Source organism: Bacillus sp. LB7 (assembly GCF_030449715.1).
Classification (GTDB): Bacteria; Bacillota; Bacilli; order Bacillales; family Bacillaceae; genus Bacillus; species Bacillus paralicheniformis.
Window position 1 is genome coordinate 254,556 of sequence record NZ_JASGCA010000004.1, and the last position, 21,856, is coordinate 276,411.

Here is a 21,856-nt window from a genome sequence, read left to right on the forward strand (position 1 = left end):
TCATCAGCGTGTATAAATGTTCGGCTTCTCAGGTGTCTGCATGCCTTCGCCTAAATAAAAGCCGGTGTGCGGCGGCTGGTTGTAGCCGACATTCTGCCAGGCGATTCCGAGGCGATAGACGGCATCATGCATCAGCGTATACAAGCGGTGTTCCGTCACATCTGTCGTCGTGTAGATGCGCAGTTCGCTGCTGTCATCTGCTCGCCAGACCACTTCTTCGCGCCAGTCTCCGAGAATGTCAGCCTGCAGTGACGGCGTCGCTTTTGTTCCGTTATTTGCCGAAGCTCCGGATGCTGTCTGCAAGTTAACGGTTCGCGAATTTCGATAATCCCATTTATCAATTCTGTTGCTGTCCAGAAGCTCTCTTTGGAGATCACCGTCCCACCAAATGCCGAAGTTCGTTGATGAGGGCAATGCGTTCCCGATTTTTACGCCTTTTGCCGTATAAAGACCGCCGTTCGCCCAAACTTCCGCTCCTTCGTAGCGCGGATCGATATCAGCAGCCATCCCGCGTCCGACATCCTTGCCTGCGTGAACTCCCCAGATGATCTTTCCCGTTTTCGCGTCCCGGAAAGACAATCCATAAGGAGAAGTGCTGTTTTCATGCACTTGAAAGACTTCGAGTCCCGGTCTTGACGGGTCCAGGTTTCCTGTATGCATGGCATCCCCATGTCCCCATCCGGTTGAATAAAGACCTTTACCGTCATGATCGACAGCCATCGCTCCGTATATGATTTCGTCCTTTCCATCTCCGTCAACATCAGCGACACTCAAACTGTGGTTGCCTTGACCGGCATAGGCGCCATTTCCGGGGGTGTCCGAATCGAATGTCCACAGCTTGGTCAGCTTTCCGCCTCTGAAGTTGTAAGCGACAAGTACTGTTCTCGTGTAATAACCGCGTGCCATGACAAAACTCGGCCGCTCCCCGTCAAGGTATGCGACACCGGCCAGAAAGCGGTCAACCCTGTTGCCGTAGCTATCTCCCCAATCGGCTACATTTCCCCGGGCAGGTTCGTAGTTGACCGTTGTAAGCTCAGCGCCTGTATCGCCTTTAAAAACCGTCAAATACTCAGGCCCTGACAAAATTCGGCCTTGGGCATTGCGATAATCGGCGTTTGCATTTCCGATCACCTTTCCCTTGCCGTCTTTCGTCCCGTCGGCCGTCTTCATAGCGATTTCCGCTTTTCCGTCGCCGTCAAAGTCATAGACGAGAAACTGCGTATAATGAGCGCCGGCCCGAATGTTTTTGCCAAGGTTGATTCTCCACATCATGGTCCCGTCAAGCTTGTATGCGTCAATCAGCACATCTCCCGTGTATCCGTCATGTGAATTATCTTTTGAATTGGAAGGATCCCACTTGAGAATGATTTCATATTCGCCGTCTCCATCAAGGTCGCCGACGCTCGCATCATTGGCGCTGTATGTGTATGACACCCCATCAGGCGTTTTTCCTCCGGCCGGTTTTTGCAGCGGCACAGATTTGTATGGTTTATTCCAAACTCCGGCGGTTTCAGAAGGAGCCTGCTCCACACCGTTCAAAACGGCGCGCACCTGGTAAACGGCATTCGAATCCCCGCCTGCATCCTGATAGTTTGTACTCGATGTGATCGGGGAACCGTTCAGCTTCTTTCCGTTTCGATACACATTAAATGAAACAGAAGCAGGCTCGGTTCCGAGCAGCCGCCAGCTCACAAAGACACCGTTCCCCGTTTTAACAGCGACAAGCCCCCGGTTCAGCGATTCCATTTGCCTTGCCTGCGCAGCCGTCCGCCCGTCTGCTTCCGCTTGTTCCGAGAAGCCGGTCACAAGCGTGATGAATAAAAGAGATGACGCGGCCAACCGTTTCTTCCACCTTTTCTTTCCTTTTTTCATCATCTTCTCCCTTCGCTTTTTTGTAAGCGCTTACTTAAAGGGATTCTATTACGGCTTCCATTTTTATTCAATTGCACTTTTTTGCCGAAAGGAAAAGATGTGTTAAAGTCCGATTTTAAGCGGTTCAGCCTTTTCAATTGATACTTTTTTGCTCACTTTTCTCATTTTTGCACGGTTCAGCTAGCCTTCCAGACGCAAAAAACAGCGATGTGCGATGAACATTGATACAAGAGCAAACAAACTGACACCATAAAATGGGATCAGTCCCGGAACCGTCAACAGCACATAAGCGACAAAGCCCCCAGCAGCAGCCATTCCGGCCGTCGTCAAAGGACGAACGAGACCGATCAGTGCAGCCTGTGAAAAATAGCGGGCAAACGGTAGCTGAACGTGAACGTAAAGCGGAAAAATATACACGAAAACGACGACATACATGAGCCCGGCCATCAGTGTGGCATAGCCGATGATGATTGAAAATAAATCCTCACGGACGCGGAAAAATTGATAGTTTACAAATAAAATTGTGCCGGCGGCGAGGAGGATGAGGCCAATTCCGTTTGTTTTGAAAAACTCTTTTTTATACGTTTGAAAAAATGTTTTGAATACCGGTGCGTCTGTCCGGCCGAGCAGCCACTTGCGCACGACCGTGAACATCGCGGCCGTGCTCGGAGCCCAGCCGAAAACAATACCTCCTCCCAGCGTGAATAGAACCCAGAGCGCGTTCAGCCAGGCGATTTTCATGATCGCTTCACAAGCGCCGTACATCATCGCCATCACGCCTTTTTCCCGCATGTCCGATCCCCCTTTCAGTCGCGCAGCAGCCTGCGCACTTCAAAGTTGGCGTAGGCTGCTTTCAGCGGAGCCATTTGCCTGAAGCCGATTTTTCCTCCGCCGTAAACCGGGCCGAAACGCCTGCCGTCATCCTCCCATTTCAAAATGGGCAGCCCGTTGATTGAAAAATGAACGCATGCCCCGTCTTTTATGAGCTTCATCCGGTAGGGAGGCAAAGCGTCACTAGCGGGCGGAAGCGGGTCGGCTCCCTCACAGACGAGGTGAAAACCGCGGCTTTTCCTGAGGTTGCATGTTCTGAATGCTCTTTCATCAGCATGCTTATGTCTGAAATACGACAGGTGCAATGTGTGGATGTCCCCTGAATGATATTGCAGATAATTCCCTGTTCTCTCCGCCAGCCGTCCGTCGAATAAATCTTCCCCATTCATGCCGGTTGCTGCAAAAAATATCATGCATAAGCCGGGCTCCCGCACGGGATAGAAATCCCATTTCACAACTATTCCATCAGGGAATGTCTCAGGACACCAGTAAACAAAATGGGCATCGTCCCCATATTGCTCAGCGTCGAGTTCATTCTCCATATGCAGGCGGCCGTGCGGAAAACGAACGATTCCTTTCCCTTCCATCACCCAGCCGCGGAGATCTTCAGGAGATGATAAAGGATTTTGATACATCAGGCTTCCTTCTCTTGCATTACACGCCGGCACGGAAATCTCTCCTTTCACAATGAAGATAAGCCGCTAGAGGCAGACCGAGCTCTCTGATTCCTTCTGTTACCAGCCTGGCGACTTGACGGGCCCCCGCCTCGGAAAAATGGGTATTGTCTTCGATTCCATTTGGATAATGAGGGTGTTCATGCGGCTGAAAGTGGACGAACAGCCGCTTTGAGCCTTCGATTCCGAGAGATTCATAGAGCGCTTTTGTTTTGGACCATAAATCGATCAGCGGCACTTCGAAGCTACCAGCGAGCGCCTTCATCGCTTTCGGAAAATCCCCGAGAGTGTCGGCGGTCTCTCCGTTTTGATCAAAACGTCTGCGCTCTGCGGAAGTGATCAAAACCGGAGTCGCCTGTTTTTCACGAACCGCTTCCACATAGCGGACAAGATGCTCCTGATAGGTTGTATACGGGTCTGTTCCGTACGGCTTTTGATCGTTGTGGCCGAACTGGATCAACACATAATCGCCAGGCGCAAGCCGATCCGTCATGTCATCGAGCCGGCCTTCATCAATGAAGCTGTTCGAACTGGCCCCGCCTTTTGCCATATTCACGACCGCAGCCTCATCTGAGAAAAACAGCGGAAGCATCTGTCCCCAGCCGGCCATCGGCGCTTCATGCGGGGGACAGTCTGCGACGGTCGAATCCCCAGCCAAATATACTGTCACTTTTGGCTTTTTGTCTGTTCGTTTCATAACACTCTCCCTTTCACGAAGATTCCTGATAGATCTGCCTGTAGCGGCTCGGCGGAATGCCGACCTGCTTCTTGAAAATCCGGTTGAAATAGCTGTGTCTGTAGCCGACCTCTTCAGAAACGTCATGGATTTTTTTATTCGTTTCTAGAAGGAGCTCTTTCGCTTTTTCGATTCTGAGACGGGTAACATAGTCGATAAAATTGATGCCGGTTACTTGTTTGAAAGCTTTGCTCAGCGTATACGAATTTGTCCCGGCTTGATCAGCGCAGCTTTCAAGCGAGATATCGTTCATATAATGCTGATGAATCATCTCAAGCACCTGTTCGACAACCCGTTTTTGCTGTCTGTTTTTCCTGCCTTCCATTTCTTTAAGATACGGGCTTACGACACGCTCCATCATCCAGCCGACGGCCCTTTCCGGCTCCCTCAGCTCTGAAAGCTCCTGCAGCAGATTTTTGCGGCTGAACAATTCATAAGGGTGAAGGCCGGAATGAAAGATCTCTTCCTGGATCTTTGCGAACAGCTGCATCATGCCCGGCTGGATGCGGATTTCCGTCTTTCCTTTATCGGACAGCGCCCGGATGAACAGCCTGATCCGCCTTTCGACTTCACCCCTTTCTTCAAGCCGCAACGCCCTGACGACCTCTTTTTCAAGAGTGAACGGATAGTATGATTCAGCGGGAGGCATGTCTTCCCGCCGGCTTAAATCGATCACCTGGCTGGCGTTTTCGAACTGTCTGTAATGCCTGCCTTCTTTCACCTCTTCATACATGCCGGGAATGTCTTTTAACATGTCAGCGGTTTTTGATACCGTCACTGTGACGTGGAGTCTTGATATGCCGCAGATCACATCCGTCAGCTCACGCACAAATTGGGCGGTTTCTTCCTTGAAGGCTGTTTTATTGCCGCTCATCAGCAGCACAGCGAGCGATAACGAACGGACATCGGTCATATAAATATGTTTGAATGTCCTGCCACCCAGTTCGCGCGTAATGTTGCCCAGCAAAAAGCCCGCCAGACTTTCATCCTTTTTTGTAAAAGCTCCGTTCCCTTCGTAGAGTCCCGTCAGCTGGATATCGATGATAGTAAACACATTGTCTTTCGCTTCCCAGCCCCACCTTTTCAGACGATCTCTCAAAGTCCTCTCTGATTCATCTGCAAAGTATCCGCCGAGAAGGCGCTGAAAAAAAACGTTTGCAGCCTGGGGCATTTCCTTTTTCAGTCTGCCGCTTTCTTCAGTCAGGTCTTCCCAGCGCTTCTCGAGCCAATGAAATTCATCCGGAAAATGGGCGGCCTTACCCTCTCCTGAGCAGAGCTTGATCAGCCTCGCAACAGGTGAATAAATTTTGTGTGACGCATACCATGACAGAATGAAAGCAAGAACGATCCCGGCGATGCTGACCGACGCGACGAGCTTCGATAAAAACAACACCGGAGCTGTAATCGCCGACATCGGTGAAGCCGAGACATAGGTCCATTCCTGGTTCAACCTGTCCATTCGTCCGTATGAAACGGAATACACCCCTCCGTCCCAATCCATCACAAAGGAGCCCTGTTGATTTTTTTGTTTCTCAAGCCTTTCTTTTAAAATGCTTTCAAAACCAGCTTTGCCGCGTTTGCTCCCGAAAAAAACAAGCTTTTGATTATGATGAAAAAGAAGCGCTGTTCCCTTTGAATACGGTGAAAGGCTTTCCAGCAAATGCCCCATTTCTTTTTCGTCAAGCGTCAAAATCAGCGCGCCGAACGGCTCTGAGATGCCTCCCGGAATTTTATGGACAAGCGCCATTCCGTATGGCGCGCCGCTCATGTCTTTCCAATAAACGTTTTGACCGCCTTCAAGCAGCGAATGATAGGCCTTTAAGATGTTCCGGTCGGTCATTCCGCTGTATTCCGGGTTTAAGAGAATCGGCTCCTTCCCTTGAATAAACAGTTCAACCTTGTGAATGAGCGGATTTTGATCCTGAAGCACAAACAGCGATTTTGAGAGCCTGTACGTCGTTTGAAAATCCGTTTGCAGATCGGCATCGGCCAGACCGTTCATCAGGCGCGGATCATATGCAAGCTGGGAGAGCATGATCTCAAGCCCTTCCAGCTTGTCATCGATTTGGCTGATTTGGCGTTTCACCTGGTTCTCGTGCATTTGTTGGAGCTCTTTTTCAATTTTTGCAGCGGAAAACAAATAGATTCCTGCACCCGTCAATAAACCGGGAATACACGCAATCAGCAGGATCAGCACAAAGCTTTTTTTGAAAAAACTCCCTTTACGCCGTGAAACATATCTTTGATGCAGCTTTTTCATCCCTCTCCCCCCACTGCAATGAAAAGAATGTTTCTTTTTCAATTTCTATTGGAACGCGCGCGACTTGGAGCGGACGACGTCGGCCAAAAAGGTCAAGGCAAGCCCCTGTCCCCAGCCTTGAATCCGTTTATACGGAACGTCTTTGTAGCCCTGCGCATCCCGCATCACGGCTGTACCCGCTGAAACTCGTTCCACCCTTCCGTCAGGCGCGACCGCATCTGTTATGGCTGAGAACGCCTTCTGAACAGATTTGTGGTATAGCGAACCTCTGGACAGCAGGCCGGAAGCAATCCCCGCAGACCCCGACACTTCAAGATATGAATCAGGGTCCGTCAATACGGTGTGCCATAAACCTGAAGGATGCTGAAGCCTGACAAGCGCGCTCAACAAGTCTCGAAGCGAACCGTCAATGATCATATATGAAGGATGCGTAACATCGATCAAAGGGAGCGCTTTTGCCATTGTCAATGCTGCCCATCCGTTTCCCCTTCCCCAAAATATGGCTGACAGATTGTTTTTGGCCACATGGTCCCATCCGTGATAATAAAGATTGGTCTCCATGTCCTGCAAAAATTCTTCATGGCCGTGATACTGGCGGAGCCCGTCTTCAAAATATTCCTCGCTGCCGACAAGTTTTCCGATTCGGAGAAGGAACAAGCCCGCCATCATCATCGTATCGACCCATGCCTGTTCAGGGAATACATGTTTCTCTGAGTTGACGGTGTGCTGCAAAATCCCGTCTGCGAACCGGGGCGCTTCGCGGAGCACATAGTCCGCCATTTGCTGGGCGGTGTCGAGATAACGGTCATCTCCTGTCGCCTGGTAGAGCGACAGAAGGGTATGGCCGATGGATACCCCGTTGATCGACAGCTTAGGCAAGCCGTCTTCAAGTTTTTCATCCGTCCAGTTTTTCAAAAGTTCGAGGTATTCGTCATTTTCGGTTGCTTCATACGCCTCGGCGACACCGTAAAACGCGACGCCGCCCGGCCAATCCCATTCGAAATCCATCTCAAATGTCCGCTTAACGATTCTGTCGATCACTTCATTCAGCTTTTCTTCATCAAAAACAAGCTTTGTCATGCACTTTTCTCCCCTTTGTTATTTTAATCCGCTCATGCTGATTCCTTGGACGATTGATTTTTGAAAAACGAAAAACACGAGGATCACCGGGACGAGTGAGACGACTGACATCGCAAACATCGCCCCCCAGTTAGACGCCGTTTCCGTATCTAAAAACAGCTTTAGTGCCAGAGAAACCGGGTAAAGCTCCGGCTTGTTCAAGTAAAGAAGCGGATTGATCAGCTCCTCCCACTTCCAGTAAAACGAGAAGATGGCGGACGTCGCGAGGGCCGGCGCGATCAATGGCAAAATAATTCTGAAAAAGATGCCGAGACGGCTGCAGCCGTCAATTTTCGCCGCTTCATCGAGTTCTACCGGGATCGTCCTGATGAACTGAATCATCAGAAAGATAAAAAAAGCGTGCCCGAAAAATTGAGGAACAACGATCGGCTTGAATGAATTCAGCCAATCCAGCTTTGCAAAAATGATGTATTGCGGAATCATCAGCACCTCGTGCGGCAGCATCATCGTCACCATCATGCAGCTGAACCAAAATGCCTTCCCTTTAAACGGAATCCGTGCGAATCCGTAAGCGATGAACGCTGAGGACAAAACCGCGCCGACCGTCGAGAGGCCGACGATGATAAGCGAATTTTTAATAAATGTGATGAACGGCTGTCCGGCGATCCCTTTCCAGCCCTCCGTGTAATTGGACAGGATCAAAGGATCCGGGATGAGCGAATGGGATGTGGCGAATATGCTCGCACTTTCTTTAAACGAGCTTGCGATCAGCCAGATAACGGGATACAAAAGGATGACCGCCAGACCTGCCGTCGCGATATGAAACACGAGATGCCCGGCTCTTTTCTTTCCCTTTCCTGCGGGAAGCGGGGCAGGCGCCGCCCGCCCCGAAATGTCTTTTACCGGCTCCACCGGCTACCCCTCCTTCGATTCGTAATGCACCCATAAGGATGAAGTTTTGAACAATATGAATGTGACAAGGCCGATCAGGATGAGCATCACCCATGCCATCGCCGATGCGTAGCCCATTTGGAAAAAGTTGAAGGCCCGCTGGAACAAATAGAGGGAATACAGAAGCGTCCCGTCAAGCGGACCGCCTTCCCCTTTTGAAATAATGTAGGCCGGCGTAAAGGTCATGAAGGCTGAAATGGTCTGCATCACCAGGTTAAAAAAGATGATCGGGCTGAGAAGCGGGAGCGTAATGAGAAAAAACCGCTGAAATCTGTTGGCACCGTCGACGCTTGCCGCTTCCTGATACATCGGCGGGATATTTTTCAATCCGGCAAGAAAGATCAGCATGGAAGAGCCGAACTGCCACACCGACAAAAGAATTAAGGTCCATAATGCGCTTGTCGGGTCCTGATACCAAAGAATCTTCTTGTCAAAACCGAGAAAGAACAAAAGCGCATTGATAACACCGTCATTGCCAAATACATTTCGCCACATAATCGCAACCGCCACGCTGCCGCCGATAATGGACGGGAGATAAAAGAGCGTCCGGTAAAAGCCGACACCTTTTTCGGCTCTGTTCAAAATCACCGCGATGAAAAGCGCAAACGCGAGGCGCAGCGGAACACCGGCGAGCACGTAATAAAACGTCACTTTCAGCGAGCCCCAGTACTTTTCATCATCTGTCAGCATCGCCTTATAGTTGTCAAGTCCGACCCATTTGGGCGCGGTGAACAGATCGTAGCTTGTAAAAGACAGAAACAGCGAGGCTCCCATCGGAATGACGGTAAAGCACAAAAATCCGATAATAAACGGGGAAATAAAGGCGTAACCCGCAAAATTGTCAATTCTATTTTTTCGCTTCACGTTCACTTCCTCCTGCATTTGATGAGCGGCCTTCCTCCACTTTCCCCGCTTATCATTGTTGATTTCTTTTCAGTATCGCGTCCGCTTCTTTTCTGAACTTCACGGCTCCTTCTTCAGGTGTGATCTTTTTAAACAAAATCTGGTCTGACGTGTCTTTTAGCAGTTTGATAACTTCGGCGCTGCCGATCGGTTCAGGCGGTTCCGCTTCTCCCGCGGACTCGGAAGCCCGTTCGACATATTCGAAAATCTTTTTCTCCTCTTCGCTCAGTTCTTTCTTCACCGTTTCCGCTATTTTGGAGGAAACCGGCACGCCTCTTTCTCCTTTGATCATGGCATTAGCTTTTTCATTGTTAATAAAGAAGTCGATGAATGCAGCCGCTTCTTTTTTTTGCTCGGAGCTTTTCGGGATTGAAAACAGCATGCTCGGCCTTAAAAACAGCGCCTTTTCTTTCGCCTGTTCAGGAGGTAGTTTTAAGGACAGAGGTGCATCGGTCAGCTGTGCGAACGCCGAAAACTGATTTGAATAATTCCATGTTGCAGCCGTTCGGCCTTTAACGATAAAATCGTCCTCCATTCCCTTCACTTGCGCGCTTTCATCAGGTGTCGGCGATGCTTTTTCATCAACGAGCTTCACCTGCCGCTTGAAGTAATCGACAAACAGCTTGTCGTCTGAATAAGCAAGGCCTGTGCCGTCCTCTTTATAAAAGCGCTCGCCCTTCGTCCTCAAGTAATAAGGGAAAAAGACATCAGGCGGATGCATGCCGTTTGAACCGTATTGCCCCGTCTTCTCCTCGGTCTCTAGCGCCAGGTTTTCAAAATCGGTCCACGTCCAGCTGCCGTCGTCAATCTCAACGCCCGCTTCTTTTAGCATGTCGTCATTTGTAATCACCGACAGCACATTCACACCGAGCGGGAAGCCGTATAACTGATCACCGATTTTGCCGCCTTTGATCGTCTTTTCATCAATCGCTTCGGTATTGATGGTCCCGTCCTTGACGTACGGAGTCAGATCTTCAAGCTGGCCTTTCTTGCCGTATTGGGATAAATACGCCATATCCATCTGAATCACATCTGGCAGCTGGCCCGCCGCAGACATCGGGGCAAGCTTTTTCCAATAATCGTCCCAATTCGCAAACTCCGCTTCGACTTTGACATGCGGATGTTCCTTTTCATAAAGCTCGATGATTTTTGAAGTATAATCATGCCGAGGCTGTCCGCCCCACCACGCGACCCTCAAGGTAACCTTCTTTTTGCCGTCCGCTCCGGCCGCCTCTTCACTGTTTGAACTGCATCCGAACAGGCCGAGCATCAGCAACACGCAAAATGAGATAAACACAAATCTTCTCATCAACATTTCCCCTCCTTATTTTGTAAGTGCTTACATTTCATTTTAAATTCAACTTTTTGTCCCAGAAACTCAAAAAACAGAGAAGAATGTTAAAAAAACAGAGATTCCGTCAATACGCAAAAAACCGCCGGATATACCCGGCGGCATTAAAACGTGTTTTCTTCTTTTTTTCGAAATTCAGACGGGGTGAGTCCCGTGTATTTTTTAAAAACAAGGCTGAAGTATTTCGGATTGTGGCCAAACCCCAGCTCCTCTGCCAGCACGCCGATGGCCGTGTTTTTAGACTTCTTCATCTTCGCGATCGCTTTTTCGATGCGCACCTTTGCGACATAGCTTGAAAACCTTTCACCGGTTTCCTGTTTAAACAGCTTGCCGAGATAATCCGGATTCATATACAGCATATTGCGGGCTGCCCATTTTAGCGAAAGCTTCGGATTCGAGGCTTCCTTTTCGATGAGATCGAACATCCTCCTGATTAAAACCGATGTCTCTCCTTCATCTTGGACGATCTGTGCGTATGCCTTTTCATACATCGCGGAGGCTTCGCTGATACTGCCGCTTTCGCTGAGAGATGCTTCAGGTTCAAATTGAAGCAGATGGCGTGAAAGTTCTTGGACGCTTTTCATTTTTTCCTCAAGCACGGCAGGAGCGACTTTTCCGTCTACTGCACAGACAAGCACTTGTTGAACGCGGGCTGAAGCGATGACAGAACCGTTCAGCACCTCATCCGCAATTGACTCAACGCCTTGTGCATAGTCTTTGTCATCTCCGTCCCGGACGGAAAACAGGATCAGCCTGATGACCTTTTGCTCTGAAAAGAATCGCAGGCATGCTTCATCCTCAATGCGGCCGCCGGTGACCAGCTCTTTTAACATTTGCTTCATAAGATGCGGCTTCATCATCTCCAGATCGGTTTTCACTTTTTGCGCCGATTCCTCTTTTTTCAGCTCGCCGATCACGCTTTGAAGCGAGTCTGTAATGTGGCTTTCATTGCAGGGTTTGAGCAAATAATGTCTGACTCCGTATGACATCGCTTTTTTTGCATATTCAAACTGGCCGAAGCCCGTCAGCAAAATAAACCGGATTGACGGGTGGTCGCGGGATACTTTCTCGATCAGTTCGAGTCCTCCCATCCCGGGCATTTTAATATCGCTGATCACAATGTCCGGCCGCTCTTCCATAATCAGGCGGTAGGCGTCAATCCCGTTTTGCGTGGCTCCGATCAAAGACGTCCCGAACGAATTCCACTCGATCATGCTGGAAATGCCGTCGAGAATAATCCGTTCATCGTCCGCCAACAGCACTTTATACATCATCACACCCCGCTTTGAAATGGTATTTTAATCATCATTTCGGTTCCCTTGTTCTTTTCGCTTGAAATCGTCAAGCCGTACCCTTTGCCAAACATCAGCTGAATACGCTCATCGATATTTTGCAGCCCAATTCCTCTGCCTCTTGTCCGGACAAGCTCTTTTCTCGCTTTTTCCAAAAAGTCTTCATCCATGCCCGGTCCGTTGTCGGCAACCGTTAAATAGACAAGCCCGCCTTTTTTATATGCTTTGATTTGAATATGGCATGGTTCAATGAAGGGCTCGAGACAGTATGTAATCGCATTTTCAGCCAAAGGCTGGAGAACAAGCTTAGGTATGCTGCATTTTTTCACCGCCGGCTCAATGTCGACCTCAAAAGCGAGCCGCTCCTCAAAGCGAAACCGCTGAATGGTAAAATAGTGGAGCACAATTTCAGCTTCTTCCTCGATCGTCAGCACGTCGGTTTTCATATTGATGGCATTCCTGAGCAAAAACCCGAGAGATTCCGTCATCTTTGAAATTTGCGGCTGACGGTTCGTTTTTGCCAGCCAGTTGATCGATTCGAGCGTGTTGTATAAAAAGTGGGGGTTAATTTGCGCTTGGAGCGCTTTAAATTCCGTCTCTTTCAGCATCAGCTGCTTCTCGTAGTTCTCGGCAATCAGTTCATTGATCCGTTCAACCATCGTAAAAAAGTTGCGGTTTAAGACGCTGACTTCATCCTGCCTGTCTGAAAGAGCGCGAGTGAGTGGCGCCAGTTTAAAATCGCCGTTTTGGACATTTTTCATAGCCGCAACCAGCTTCTCAATCGGACTCGTAATGCCCCTGGCCATTTTTCTTCCAAAGAGGACCGCAATCAAAAAGAAGAGAATAAAAAGGCAAATCAGGATCGTCTTCATCGCAGAGATTTTCGAAAACATAGCGTCAAAGGGGATCAGGCTCCAATACGTCCAATTCTTATACGCTGATTTGACATATGAAACGAAAAAGCGCTGGCCGTTTTCCTCCACAATGTCATATCCGTTTTCAGCATGGGAAGATAACCGGAGTCCATCGGTTTGGCTGAAAGGCATTTCAGAAAAAAACAGCTCCTGCCCGTCCGACATCGCAATCTTGCCTGCGCCTTCCCCCCAGTCTTTCGGAAGGTCGCCAATGACCCGTTTTAAATCGGCGACAATCACCACTGTTCCCAGGTGGTCAAGGTTTAAACGCTCGTAGGAGCGGATTTCCCGGACAGATAACAGCTCGCCGGTTTCACCCGGCATGGGCTCCCACGTGTTGCTGCCTTTTTGGCGCGACGCTTTTTCGATCAGCGCATTCTTTTGCTCCCGCAATGCTTCGGTCAAATTCGCCCCCGCGGAATACTCTGTGCCTGAAGCATCAAACAAATGAATCGATTTAATGTACCGCTTAGAGCCGGTATATTCGGCAAGCTTATCCCAAATTTTGCTTTTGATCCGGTAGCGCCCGTATTTGTTTTGGCCGCGGCCGGCTTTCAGAAGGTTCGCTTGGATGTCAGCGTCAGTGGTCAGTTGATATGACACATCCTCAATCTTTTTCAATTCATCTTCAATGCTTTTTGATGATAGCATCAGCACCTGTGACGACTTCCTGTAAATCTGCTGGTCATATACACGGAACGCGTATTGAACGCCGCTCAAGATCAAGATGAGCGAAACGGCCATGATCAGTGAAATCAAGATAAACAATTGATCTTTAATTTTTAAATGCTGATAGCGGTTCACCGAACGAACACCTTCATTTCAAGCGTGTGACGGCAGCCTGCTTATCTGTCCGGCGCCCGTCGATTGCGCGGAACGCCTGAAACGAGAGCTTCGTCAAAATGAAGCTTAAAGCGCTGCCGCTGAAAAACAGAAAAAATGTGACATGAAATAAAGCGAGCAGAATCATGCCAAACGCGCTGATCAGCATGAAAAACGAGGTGAGCGGACGGGAAAAGCCGATGATAAAGCTGTATTTCAGCACTGCAATCCGTTTTAAATCGTAGTGGACATCGATTGGAAAAGCGTATAAGAGGATGATGACATAAATGATAAACAAACTGATGAACAGGCTTAAGACAACCGGCTGATCGTGAAAATAGACGGCGGCAATTTGAAAATCAACCATCAGCAATATACCGACCAGACCCAATATCAAACCGAGAACGCTTGCTTTGGCCCATTTCTTTTTAAACGCCTGAAAAAACGTCTGAAACACCGGGATATCCGTCTTTCCAAGCGCCCACTGGCTTGTCACAGCGAACATCGCGGCAGTCGCCGGCGCTAAACCGAAGATGACCGCTCCCGCCAGCGTGAAGCCGACCCACAGCAGATTCAAATAGGCGAGCCGCATCACCCACTCGCAAAAGCGGTAAAATCCATTTGCCAACGTGTGAATCATGGTCTCCCTCCTTCGCAACTTAGTAAACGCTTACAAAAAATATATTTCTCTTCTTTCGAAAAAAATCCTCTTTTCACCGCTGACAGACGGAAGAAGGCTTGATCTAAAAGCCTTAGACCAAGCCCTTGCTTCCGCTATTTAGCCGATGTCTTAATGTTGACGCCGACGGCCGTCCCGTTTCTGCTTGAATCGGCAACTCCCATAAACGTTCTGTTCTCCCGGTCAATGAAAATGCTTTGGACATTGCCGATATCAACCGGATTCGCGCCGAATCTGTGGCCGAAGTCATTGAGCTTCAGTCTGACATCCTTCGGCATTCCCGATTCATAGCGGTACGAAGTCAGGCTGTTCGTATAAATTCTCGGCTCTTCAATCGCATCCTGAAGGCTCATGCCGTACTCAAAGTAATTCAAGATCGTCTGGAAAACGGAAGCAATGATCGTCGTTCCGCCCGGGGAACCGACAGTCAGCACCGGTTTTTCGTCTTTAAACACGATCGTCGGCGTCATGCTTGAAAGCGGCCTTTTATTCGGCTGGACTTCATTTGCTCCGCCTGGTACCGCATCAAAATCGGTCAGTTCATTGTTTAAAAACAGTCCGTAACCTGGCACTAAAATCCCCGTTCCAAAAAGCTGTTCAATCGTAGTCGTATAAGAGACAACATTGCCCCACTGGTCCGTGACGGTAAAATGCGTCGTCTCCCCGATCGTCTTATCTTCAGGCTGAGGCACGATCTCATAATTCGGCTCTCCTGCCTCGTATTTCCACGGATCGCCCGCTTTCACATCGCGGTTCATCGACTCAAGGCTGATCAGCTGCTGCCGCTCCTTAATATAATCGGGATCGAGCAGCCCTGAGAGCGGTACATCGACAAATTCCGGATCGCCCGCATATGCCGCCCTGTCCGCATAGGCGAGGTGCATCGTTTCCGCGAGCAGATGATATTTTTCAAACGATTTTGGATCGTATTGCGATAAATGAAAATCATCAATCAATTTCAGCATCTGCAGCATGAACACTCCGCCTGAGCTTGGTGGAGGCATGCTTGCGATATCATAGCCGTGGTACTCGCCCCAGATCGGCTTATCTGTTGTGACCTCATAGCGGGACAGATCATCAGGTGTCATCGAACCCCCGAAATCCTGCACGACATCCGCAATCGCCCGGCCGATTTCTCCATCATAAAAAGCTTTTGACCCGTCTTTCCGTATCAATTTAAACGTCTTGGCCAAATCCTTTTGTACAAGAATATCGCCTTCTTTCAAAGGTTCACCGTCGGGAAGGAAAATATCCTTTGCGGCCGTTTTGCTCAGCTTGTCCTGATGATCCTTTATCGCGTCAGCCAAAACCGAGTCGATCGGGAACCCTTCTTCTGCAAGCTTAATCGAAGGCGAGATCAAGTCTTCCATTTTCTTTGTTCCCCACTTTTTATGCGCTGCTTCAAGCCCTTTCAGCGTTCCCGGGACACCGACCGCATTTCCGTGTCTCGACCTTTCTGAAAAAGGAATCACCTTTCCGTCTTCATCCAAAAACATGTCAGGTTTGGCACCCTCTGGAGCACGCTCCCTGCTGTTGACGATCGACGTTTCCTTCGTCTCGCCGTCATAGACCATCATGAATCCGCCGCCGCCGATTCCCGACATCATCGGCTCTGTTACATTCAATGCATACTGAATCGCAATTGCTGCATCAATGGCATTCCCGCCCTTTTTCAACACCTCGGCTCCGATTTTTGATGCAAGCGGATGGGCCGTAGCCACCATACCGTCTTTCCCGACGGCGACTTTATCACCATCTCCGCCGCTCATGCCCCCTTCTGCTTTTGACACCGGACTGAACAAGCAACCAACTGCCAAGCAAATCGCAACAACTAAGAAAGCTAACCGTCTCATCAGATCACCTTCCTTTCCAGTTTATTACTACTATAACAGGAAAGAGAACTGAAAATAAGGAAAACTCACAATTTTCTATTTTTTTGAACCTAAAATCCTAAATTCCACAAAAAAATCCTGTCATTCGTTCTTTTGGCACGATGACTCAAAAGGAGAAAACGCCTATTATCATCATAAAATCCCGGATGACTGCTGGTGCTTGCGCCCATCTAAAAGATGTGAATATCTAAAAATTAAATGGTTTTTTTCGACTGCACCTGTTTTTTTTCGACAAAAAGTTATATAATATTTTGATGTGTGCATTGTCTCATTTAAACAATGGAGGGTTACAAATGTTGAAAAGAAAAAAAGACAAGTTTTCCGTGCTTTTGACGGAAATTGCAAAAAATTTAGACGAAACAGCTGAGTATTTTGTTAACTATAAAGTGACGAATCAGACAACCCTTAAAGAATTCGCGGATACCTTAAAAGAGTATGAGACAAAAGGAGATAATTATGTACATACGATGATTAAGGAGCTGAACAAAGCATTTATCACGCCGATCGAACGCGAAGACATCCTTCAGCTTACAAACAGCCTCGATGATGTACTCGACGGCATCGAGCACTTTTCAGCCATGATGGAAATCTTCTCGATCACATCTTCAGATGAGCATATTGATAAATTCAGCGGCTATATCAGAGAATGCGCAAAAGAAATTCTGTTGACGATTGAATTGCTGGCGGAAAATCGCCTGAATGAAATTCAGCCGCACGCCATTAAAATTAAAGAATACGAACATAACTGCGATAACCTGCACCGCAAATCGCTGAAGAATCTTTTCGGGAAAGAGACCGATCCGATTAAAGTGATCCAGTACAGGGAAATCTATGAGACGCTTGAAGAAATCGCAGATTCATGCCAAAGTGTAGCAAACAATTTAGAAACCATCATAATGAAAAATGCGTAACGAGGGATTATAATGGATCTTTTATTTGTATTAACCATATTGATTGTCATCTTTGCTTTGGCATTTGACTTTATCAACGGGTTTCATGATACGGCAAATGCGATCGCCACCTCGGTATCGACAAAAGCGTTAAAACCACGGCACGCCATTATTATGGCCGCTGTCATGAACTTCGCCGGCGCCATGACGTTCACAGGCGTCGCCAAAACAATTACGAGCGACATCGCCGATCCTTTCAAGCTTGAAAACGGATCGATCGTGATCCTTGCAGCTCTTATCGCCGGCATTACATGGAACCTGGTGACTTGGTATTTCGGAATTCCCAGCAGCTCATCCCACGCAATCATCGGAGCGATTGCCGGAGCTGTCATCGCATCGGAAGGATTCGCTGCGATTAAATACCACGGATTTATTAAAATTATTGAAGCACTTATATTATCGCCCATTTTGGCGTTTGTTTTAGGATATTTGATCTACAGCATCGTCAAAGTCATTTTTAAAAACAGCAATCTGGCAAAAACGAATAAGCGGTTCCGGCGCGTTCAAATCGCGACAGCTGCCATTCAGTCCTATACGCACGGCACGAACGATGCACAGAAAGCGATGGGTATCATTACGATGGCTTTAATTGCGGGTAACTTGCACAGTACAACTGACATCCCGTTCTGGGTGCAGTTTGCATGCGCCACGGCTATGGGTCTCGGAACATCTGTCGGCGGCTGGAAAATCATCAAAACCGTCGGCGGAAAAATCATGAAGATCCGTCCCGTCAACGGTGTCTCTGCAGATTTGACGGGAGCCCTTATCATCTTTGGTGCGACGATCGTCCATTTGCCTGTCAGCACGACACACGTCATTTCTTCATCCATTTTAGGTGTGGGGGCTTCCCACCGGGTGAAAGGCGTAAACTGGGGCACCGCAAAGCGGATGTTGATCACATGGGTCATTACCCTTCCTATTTCGGCAACCATCGGTGCATTTGCCTATTTCATACTTGATTTATTCTTTTAATCAGCACACTCCCGTCCGAATCCAGGACGGGAGTTTTCATGTTTAAAAGAAAGCCGGCATAACAATAGAATAGGAACTGCACTATTTCTCGGGAAGAGGGAAACCAGTTATGCTGCTATTTTATCAATTCCTTGTTTGGCTCATTGTTTTGGCGCTGGCTCTGTATGTGGCTGCCGTGTGGCGTTTTGAAAAAAAGCTCACCGAAAAAACGGTCGCGATCCGAAAAACGTGGTACCTGCTTTATGTTATCGGCGCCGTGATTTATTGGACGCACGATCCGCAGTCGATTTTCACGAACCCGCTTCATTACCTGATCGTTGCCGTTTTTTTCACGCTGACAGACGCTTTTATTTTCTTAAACGCCTACTTTAAAAAGCTCGGCAGCTCCGAACTCGCGACAGACACAAGAATGCTTCTCGAAGAAAACAACGACCTCCTCCACACGTATCAAAACAGGCTGAAAACGTTTCAATACCTATTGAAAAACGAACCGATCCACATCTATTATGGAAATATAGAAGCGTATGCAGAAGGGATCGAAAAGCTCATCAAACGGTTTGCCGAAAAAATGAATATATCCGCTGCACTTTGCGAATATAATTCAGAAGAAAGCAAGGATCATTTGCTTGAGCATATGGAAAACCGATTCGATGTTCAAGAAAAGCTTGAGCGCAAAGACGTTTATTATGAAGAAAACGGAAAAATGGTCCTCATTCCTTTTTCCATCCACGATTTTGACTATGTCATGAAGTTAACCTCAGAAGACCTTGTCACAGAATTTGACTACCTCCTGTTTACTTCTTTAACAAGCATCTATGATCTTCTGCTACCAAACGAAGAGGAAGGTGACAACTGATGGAGCCTGCTTTTCAGCAAGACCAGGAAAGCGCAAAAACGCGCCTCGCCTTTAAAATGTTTAAAAAGCAATCCAAAACCAATATCGCGAAATACGAAGTCAGCCCCCATACCGAACGGATTTTCCGGCAAAACGAACGGCTGATCGGCGAGTATAAAAGAAAAAAAGCTTAAACGAGGACGGGAAAATTTCTCCCGTCCTTATTCCGTTTTCCCATTTCATACATACAATAAACCAATCAACTAAAAGCGCTGAATTAGGTGATGCTGTGAAAAAACTGAAAAAACAAGTCAAACACGTCGATTTCGCAAAATTTGGCCTGTCGGACTATACCTCTCTTCTCAGAAGAAGAAGCGAGAAAATCATTAAAACGCTGAACAGAAGAAACAACAAACCGTGAAGCTTGGACTTTTCGCCCTCCTTCCCTGCTGAGTAGGGGGTTTTTTTATGCCTCCAGCAGCAAGAGCATCATAAAGGATGCCCCTGTCCGCCTTCTGCAACAGATTGAGGCAGCTTCTCAGAACGTATCGGTTTCACAAACAAAGCGACGCAAATAGAACCTGCCACCGCCAGCCCTCCCGCAAGCAAAAAAGCGCTTGTGAAAGCCCCGGTGTACTCGACGATGTACCCTGTAACCGTCGGGCCGATAATGCCGGACGTATTGGCAAGAAAATGCATGAATCCGCTCACGCCCCCGACCCTGTCCGGATGAACGATATCCTGTATAATCGCCCAGTATGTGATGCCGGTCAAATACAAAAAGAAAACCGACAGTGCGACAAGGGCAACAGCACCAAACGCAGTCGTGACAAGCCCGGCAAATCCAATGCATACCGCCGCAGCCAAAAGGCAGCACACAAGCACGGCTTTTCTCGAAAACATCTGCTTGCCCGTCAGCTTGAACAGATAATCCGATATAAATCCCCCAAGCGCGAGACCGAGAAATCCGACAACCCACGGTATCATCGTTGCCACGCTCATATCGTGTATGCTCAGCCCCCGGGCTGACGTTAAATAGCTCGGAAACCACGTTAAGAAAAAGAATAAAATATAGTTGTAAGAAAAGAATGCGAACGCCGTAAACAGCACGGTCGGCTGCTTCAAATAAAAAGACAGCGGGATGCCGGTATCCTTTTTCGGACGCGCTTCTTTTTCAGGGGACAAACTGCGGGAATCGTCCGGCTTATCCTTCATGAATTTCATCCAAAACCACGTCCAGATAAGTCCAATGATCATGATCAACACAAAGGAAGCCTTCCACCCCCAATGGATCGCGATCAATCCGACGATTGGTCCTGAAATGGCGCCGCCGAGCGGCGTTCCGCACATCGTCATGCCGAGCGCCCTTGCTCTTTCTTTTTGCGGAAACCAATTGTTGACCGACTTGCTTGTTGCAGCTGACAGCGGACCTTCCCCCATGCCGAAAATGACGCGGATGATAAACAGTGAAACGAAATTATATGTCAGTGCAATGGCGCCGCTGAAAACCGACCATACGACCATTGCAGCCGACAGCGTATGTTTCGCTCCATACTTATCTGATGCCCAGCCCCCGATAAAATTAAAGATGGCATATCCGATGAAAAAACTGCTGAACAGCATGCCCATCTGCGCCGGACGTATGTTCAAATCTTCTTGAATAAAAGGAGCGGCGACAGACAATGCTGAACGATCTAAATAATTAATCACTCCCGCCAAAAAAAGCATCATGATGACAAACCCGCGGCCGTTTGAAAACATGGGCAACCCCCTCTTTCCGAAATTTAGAAAACGCTTTCATTTTATGCAGTTTTACAGATGGATCAATACTTTCACAGGATTGGTTTCCGGAGCAAGTGCTGATTGAAATCCGTCAACAACATCGCGGAACGCAATCTGTCCGGTAACAAACCGGTTCGCATCCGCTCCGCCATCCCTGATGGCTTTCATCACTGTCTCAAAATCGCTTCTTAATGCGTTGCGGCTGGATAAAATCGTCAGCTCCCGCTTGTGGATTTCAGGATCGGGCATGACCAGATGGCCGTGGACCAGTCCGACATAGATCAGCCGTCCCCCGTGTGCGGCGTACTGATAAGCGCTGTTCATCGATCCAAGGTGCCCTGTCGCGTCAAAGACAGCCGCCGGATAGTCGCCGTTCGTCAACCGTTTGATCTCATCCGCCGCATGTTCTCCCGCTAATACAACTTCATCGGCTTCAGCCCATTCACGGCTAAATGTGAGGCGCTCATTCCTGACATCCATCGCGATGACTTTCGCCCCCTTCAATTTTGCGAATTTCATCACGCTGAGCCCGATGGGCCCCGCTCCAACGACAAGCACCGTTTCCCCTTTTTTAATATTTGCCCTTTCCGCAGCGTGGGCGCCGATGCTCAAACATTCAACAACAGCGGCTTCGCAGCGTCAATCCTTCTGTTTTTAGCAGGTGGTCTGCCGGGATGTTTATGTATTCCCGCATTCCCCCGTCTGTATGGACACCGAGGACGTTCAGATTCACGCAGCAGTTGGGCCGGCCGCTCCTGCAGGCGATGCATGTCCCGCATTCCAAATAAGGAATAATTGACACTTGATCGCCCGGCTTGAGCGTTCCGCCGGTATCATCGATGCTGACAATTTCACCGGACAGTTCGTGTCCGAGCACTCTTGGATAAGAGAAAAACGGCTGTTTTCCGCAATAAGCGTGAAAATCCGTCCCGCAAATTCCGATCCGTTTGATGCGGACCAATGCTTCCCCATCCTTAAGTTCCGGCATATTCACATCCGTCATTTTAAAATGATAAGGCTTTTCACACACAATCTGCTTCATGTACCGGCCTCCCCTTTA

At 48.5% G+C, this 21,856-nt stretch carries 19 protein-coding genes and 1 pseudogene; 5 read left to right on the forward strand and 15 right to left on the reverse strand.

From position 1 onward, the window contains the following. Nucleotides 1-3: 3 nt before the first annotated feature. From QMZ64_RS07860 to ggt, 13 genes are all read right to left on the reverse strand, one after another. Nucleotides 4-1,872 carry a rhamnogalacturonan lyase gene (locus QMZ64_RS07860; RefSeq protein WP_409365394.1) on the reverse strand — a complete coding sequence of 623 codons (1,869 nt, stop codon included), beginning with the start codon at nucleotides 1,870-1,872 and terminating at the stop codon, nucleotides 4-6. Between the two features lie 180 nt (nucleotides 1,873-2,052). Next, nucleotides 2,053-2,664, reverse strand: coding sequence for a YesL family protein (locus QMZ64_RS07865; RefSeq protein WP_265627250.1), 612 nt, complete (start codon nucleotides 2,662-2,664; stop codon nucleotides 2,053-2,055). A 14-nt stretch (nucleotides 2,665-2,678) separates the two neighbouring features. Beyond that, on the reverse strand, nucleotides 2,679-3,338 hold the full coding sequence (locus QMZ64_RS07870) for a YesU family protein (RefSeq protein ID WP_265627831.1): 660 nt from the start codon (nucleotides 3,336-3,338) through the stop codon (nucleotides 2,679-2,681). 19 nt (nucleotides 3,339-3,357) lie between these two features. Then, the gene (locus tag QMZ64_RS07875) at nucleotides 3,358-4,074 is read right to left on the reverse strand and encodes a rhamnogalacturonan acetylesterase (protein WP_265627251.1); all 717 of its coding nucleotides are present in this window, start codon (nucleotides 4,072-4,074) and stop codon (nucleotides 3,358-3,360) included. A 13-nt stretch (nucleotides 4,075-4,087) separates the two neighbouring features. After that, a complete protein-coding gene (locus QMZ64_RS23295) occupies nucleotides 4,088-6,373 on the reverse strand; it encodes an AraC family transcriptional regulator (protein WP_265627252.1) in 2,286 nt (761 codons plus the stop codon). Nucleotides 6,374-6,418: 45 nt separating this feature from the next. After that, nucleotides 6,419-7,453 carry a glycoside hydrolase family 88/105 protein gene (locus tag QMZ64_RS07885; RefSeq protein WP_265627253.1) on the reverse strand — a complete coding sequence of 345 codons (1,035 nt, stop codon included), beginning with the start codon at nucleotides 7,451-7,453 and terminating at the stop codon, nucleotides 6,419-6,421. 18 nt (nucleotides 7,454-7,471) lie between these two features. After that, nucleotides 7,472-8,281, reverse strand: coding sequence for a carbohydrate ABC transporter permease (locus tag QMZ64_RS07890; protein WP_265627832.1), 810 nt, complete (start codon nucleotides 8,279-8,281; stop codon nucleotides 7,472-7,474). Between the two features lie 87 nt (nucleotides 8,282-8,368). After that, the gene (locus tag QMZ64_RS07895; protein WP_265627254.1) at nucleotides 8,369-9,286 is read right to left on the reverse strand and encodes a carbohydrate ABC transporter permease; all 918 of its coding nucleotides are present in this window, start codon (nucleotides 9,284-9,286) and stop codon (nucleotides 8,369-8,371) included. Nucleotides 9,287-9,320: 34 nt separating this feature from the next. Beyond that, nucleotides 9,321-10,616: an ABC transporter substrate-binding protein gene (locus tag QMZ64_RS07900; protein WP_301441226.1), complete on the reverse strand. Its 1,296-nt coding sequence runs from the start codon at nucleotides 10,614-10,616 to the stop codon at nucleotides 9,321-9,323. A 146-nt stretch (nucleotides 10,617-10,762) separates the two neighbouring features. Next, a complete protein-coding gene (locus QMZ64_RS07905; protein WP_265627255.1) occupies nucleotides 10,763-11,929 on the reverse strand; it encodes a response regulator transcription factor in 1,167 nt (388 codons plus the stop codon). 2 nt (nucleotides 11,930-11,931) lie between these two features. Next, nucleotides 11,932-13,668, reverse strand: coding sequence for a sensor histidine kinase (locus tag QMZ64_RS07910; RefSeq protein ID WP_265627256.1), 1,737 nt, complete (start codon nucleotides 13,666-13,668; stop codon nucleotides 11,932-11,934). A gap of 13 nt (nucleotides 13,669-13,681) precedes the next feature. After that, nucleotides 13,682-14,326 (reverse strand): YesL family protein, encoded by a 645-nt coding sequence (locus QMZ64_RS07915; protein ID WP_265627257.1) that lies wholly within the window; start codon nucleotides 14,324-14,326, stop codon nucleotides 13,682-13,684. Nucleotides 14,327-14,460: 134 nt separating this feature from the next. Beyond that, nucleotides 14,461-16,218: a gamma-glutamyltransferase gene (gene ggt / locus QMZ64_RS07920; protein WP_165426773.1), complete on the reverse strand. Its 1,758-nt coding sequence runs from the start codon at nucleotides 16,216-16,218 to the stop codon at nucleotides 14,461-14,463. 332 nt (nucleotides 16,219-16,550) lie between these two features. Here ggt and QMZ64_RS07925 point away from each other — a divergent pair, with 332 nt between their 5' ends. The 5 genes from QMZ64_RS07925 (at nucleotide 16,551) to QMZ64_RS07945 (ending at nucleotide 19,435) form a co-directional block, all read left to right on the forward strand. After that, on the forward strand, nucleotides 16,551-17,168 hold the full coding sequence (locus QMZ64_RS07925) for a DUF47 domain-containing protein (protein WP_165426772.1): 618 nt from the start codon (nucleotides 16,551-16,553) through the stop codon (nucleotides 17,166-17,168). A 12-nt stretch (nucleotides 17,169-17,180) separates the two neighbouring features. Next, nucleotides 17,181-18,179 carry an inorganic phosphate transporter gene (locus QMZ64_RS07930; protein WP_026586618.1) on the forward strand — a complete coding sequence of 333 codons (999 nt, stop codon included), beginning with the start codon at nucleotides 17,181-17,183 and terminating at the stop codon, nucleotides 18,177-18,179. 109 nt (nucleotides 18,180-18,288) lie between these two features. Beyond that, the gene (locus QMZ64_RS07935; RefSeq protein ID WP_165426770.1) at nucleotides 18,289-19,035 is read left to right on the forward strand and encodes a type II toxin-antitoxin system SpoIISA family toxin; all 747 of its coding nucleotides are present in this window, start codon (nucleotides 18,289-18,291) and stop codon (nucleotides 19,033-19,035) included. Then, nucleotides 19,035-19,208, forward strand: coding sequence for a type II toxin-antitoxin system SpoIISB family antitoxin (locus QMZ64_RS07940; protein WP_265627258.1), 174 nt, complete (start codon nucleotides 19,035-19,037; stop codon nucleotides 19,206-19,208). Before QMZ64_RS07935 ends, QMZ64_RS07940 begins: the two co-directional genes overlap by 1 nt. 95 nt (nucleotides 19,209-19,303) lie before the next feature. After that, the gene (locus QMZ64_RS07945) at nucleotides 19,304-19,435 is read left to right on the forward strand and encodes a hypothetical protein (protein ID WP_265627259.1); all 132 of its coding nucleotides are present in this window, start codon (nucleotides 19,304-19,306) and stop codon (nucleotides 19,433-19,435) included. A 68-nt stretch (nucleotides 19,436-19,503) separates the two neighbouring features. Here QMZ64_RS07945 and QMZ64_RS07950 read toward each other — a convergent pair whose 3' ends face one another. Together QMZ64_RS07950 and QMZ64_RS07955 are read right to left on the reverse strand one after the other, a co-directional pair. Then, nucleotides 19,504-20,775 carry an MFS transporter gene (locus QMZ64_RS07950; RefSeq protein WP_265627260.1) on the reverse strand — a complete coding sequence of 424 codons (1,272 nt, stop codon included), beginning with the start codon at nucleotides 20,773-20,775 and terminating at the stop codon, nucleotides 19,504-19,506. A gap of 51 nt (nucleotides 20,776-20,826) precedes the next feature. Further along, a pseudogene (locus QMZ64_RS07955) lies at nucleotides 20,827-21,838 on the reverse strand (zinc-binding alcohol dehydrogenase family protein). Nucleotides 21,839-21,856: the final 18 nt, after the last annotated feature.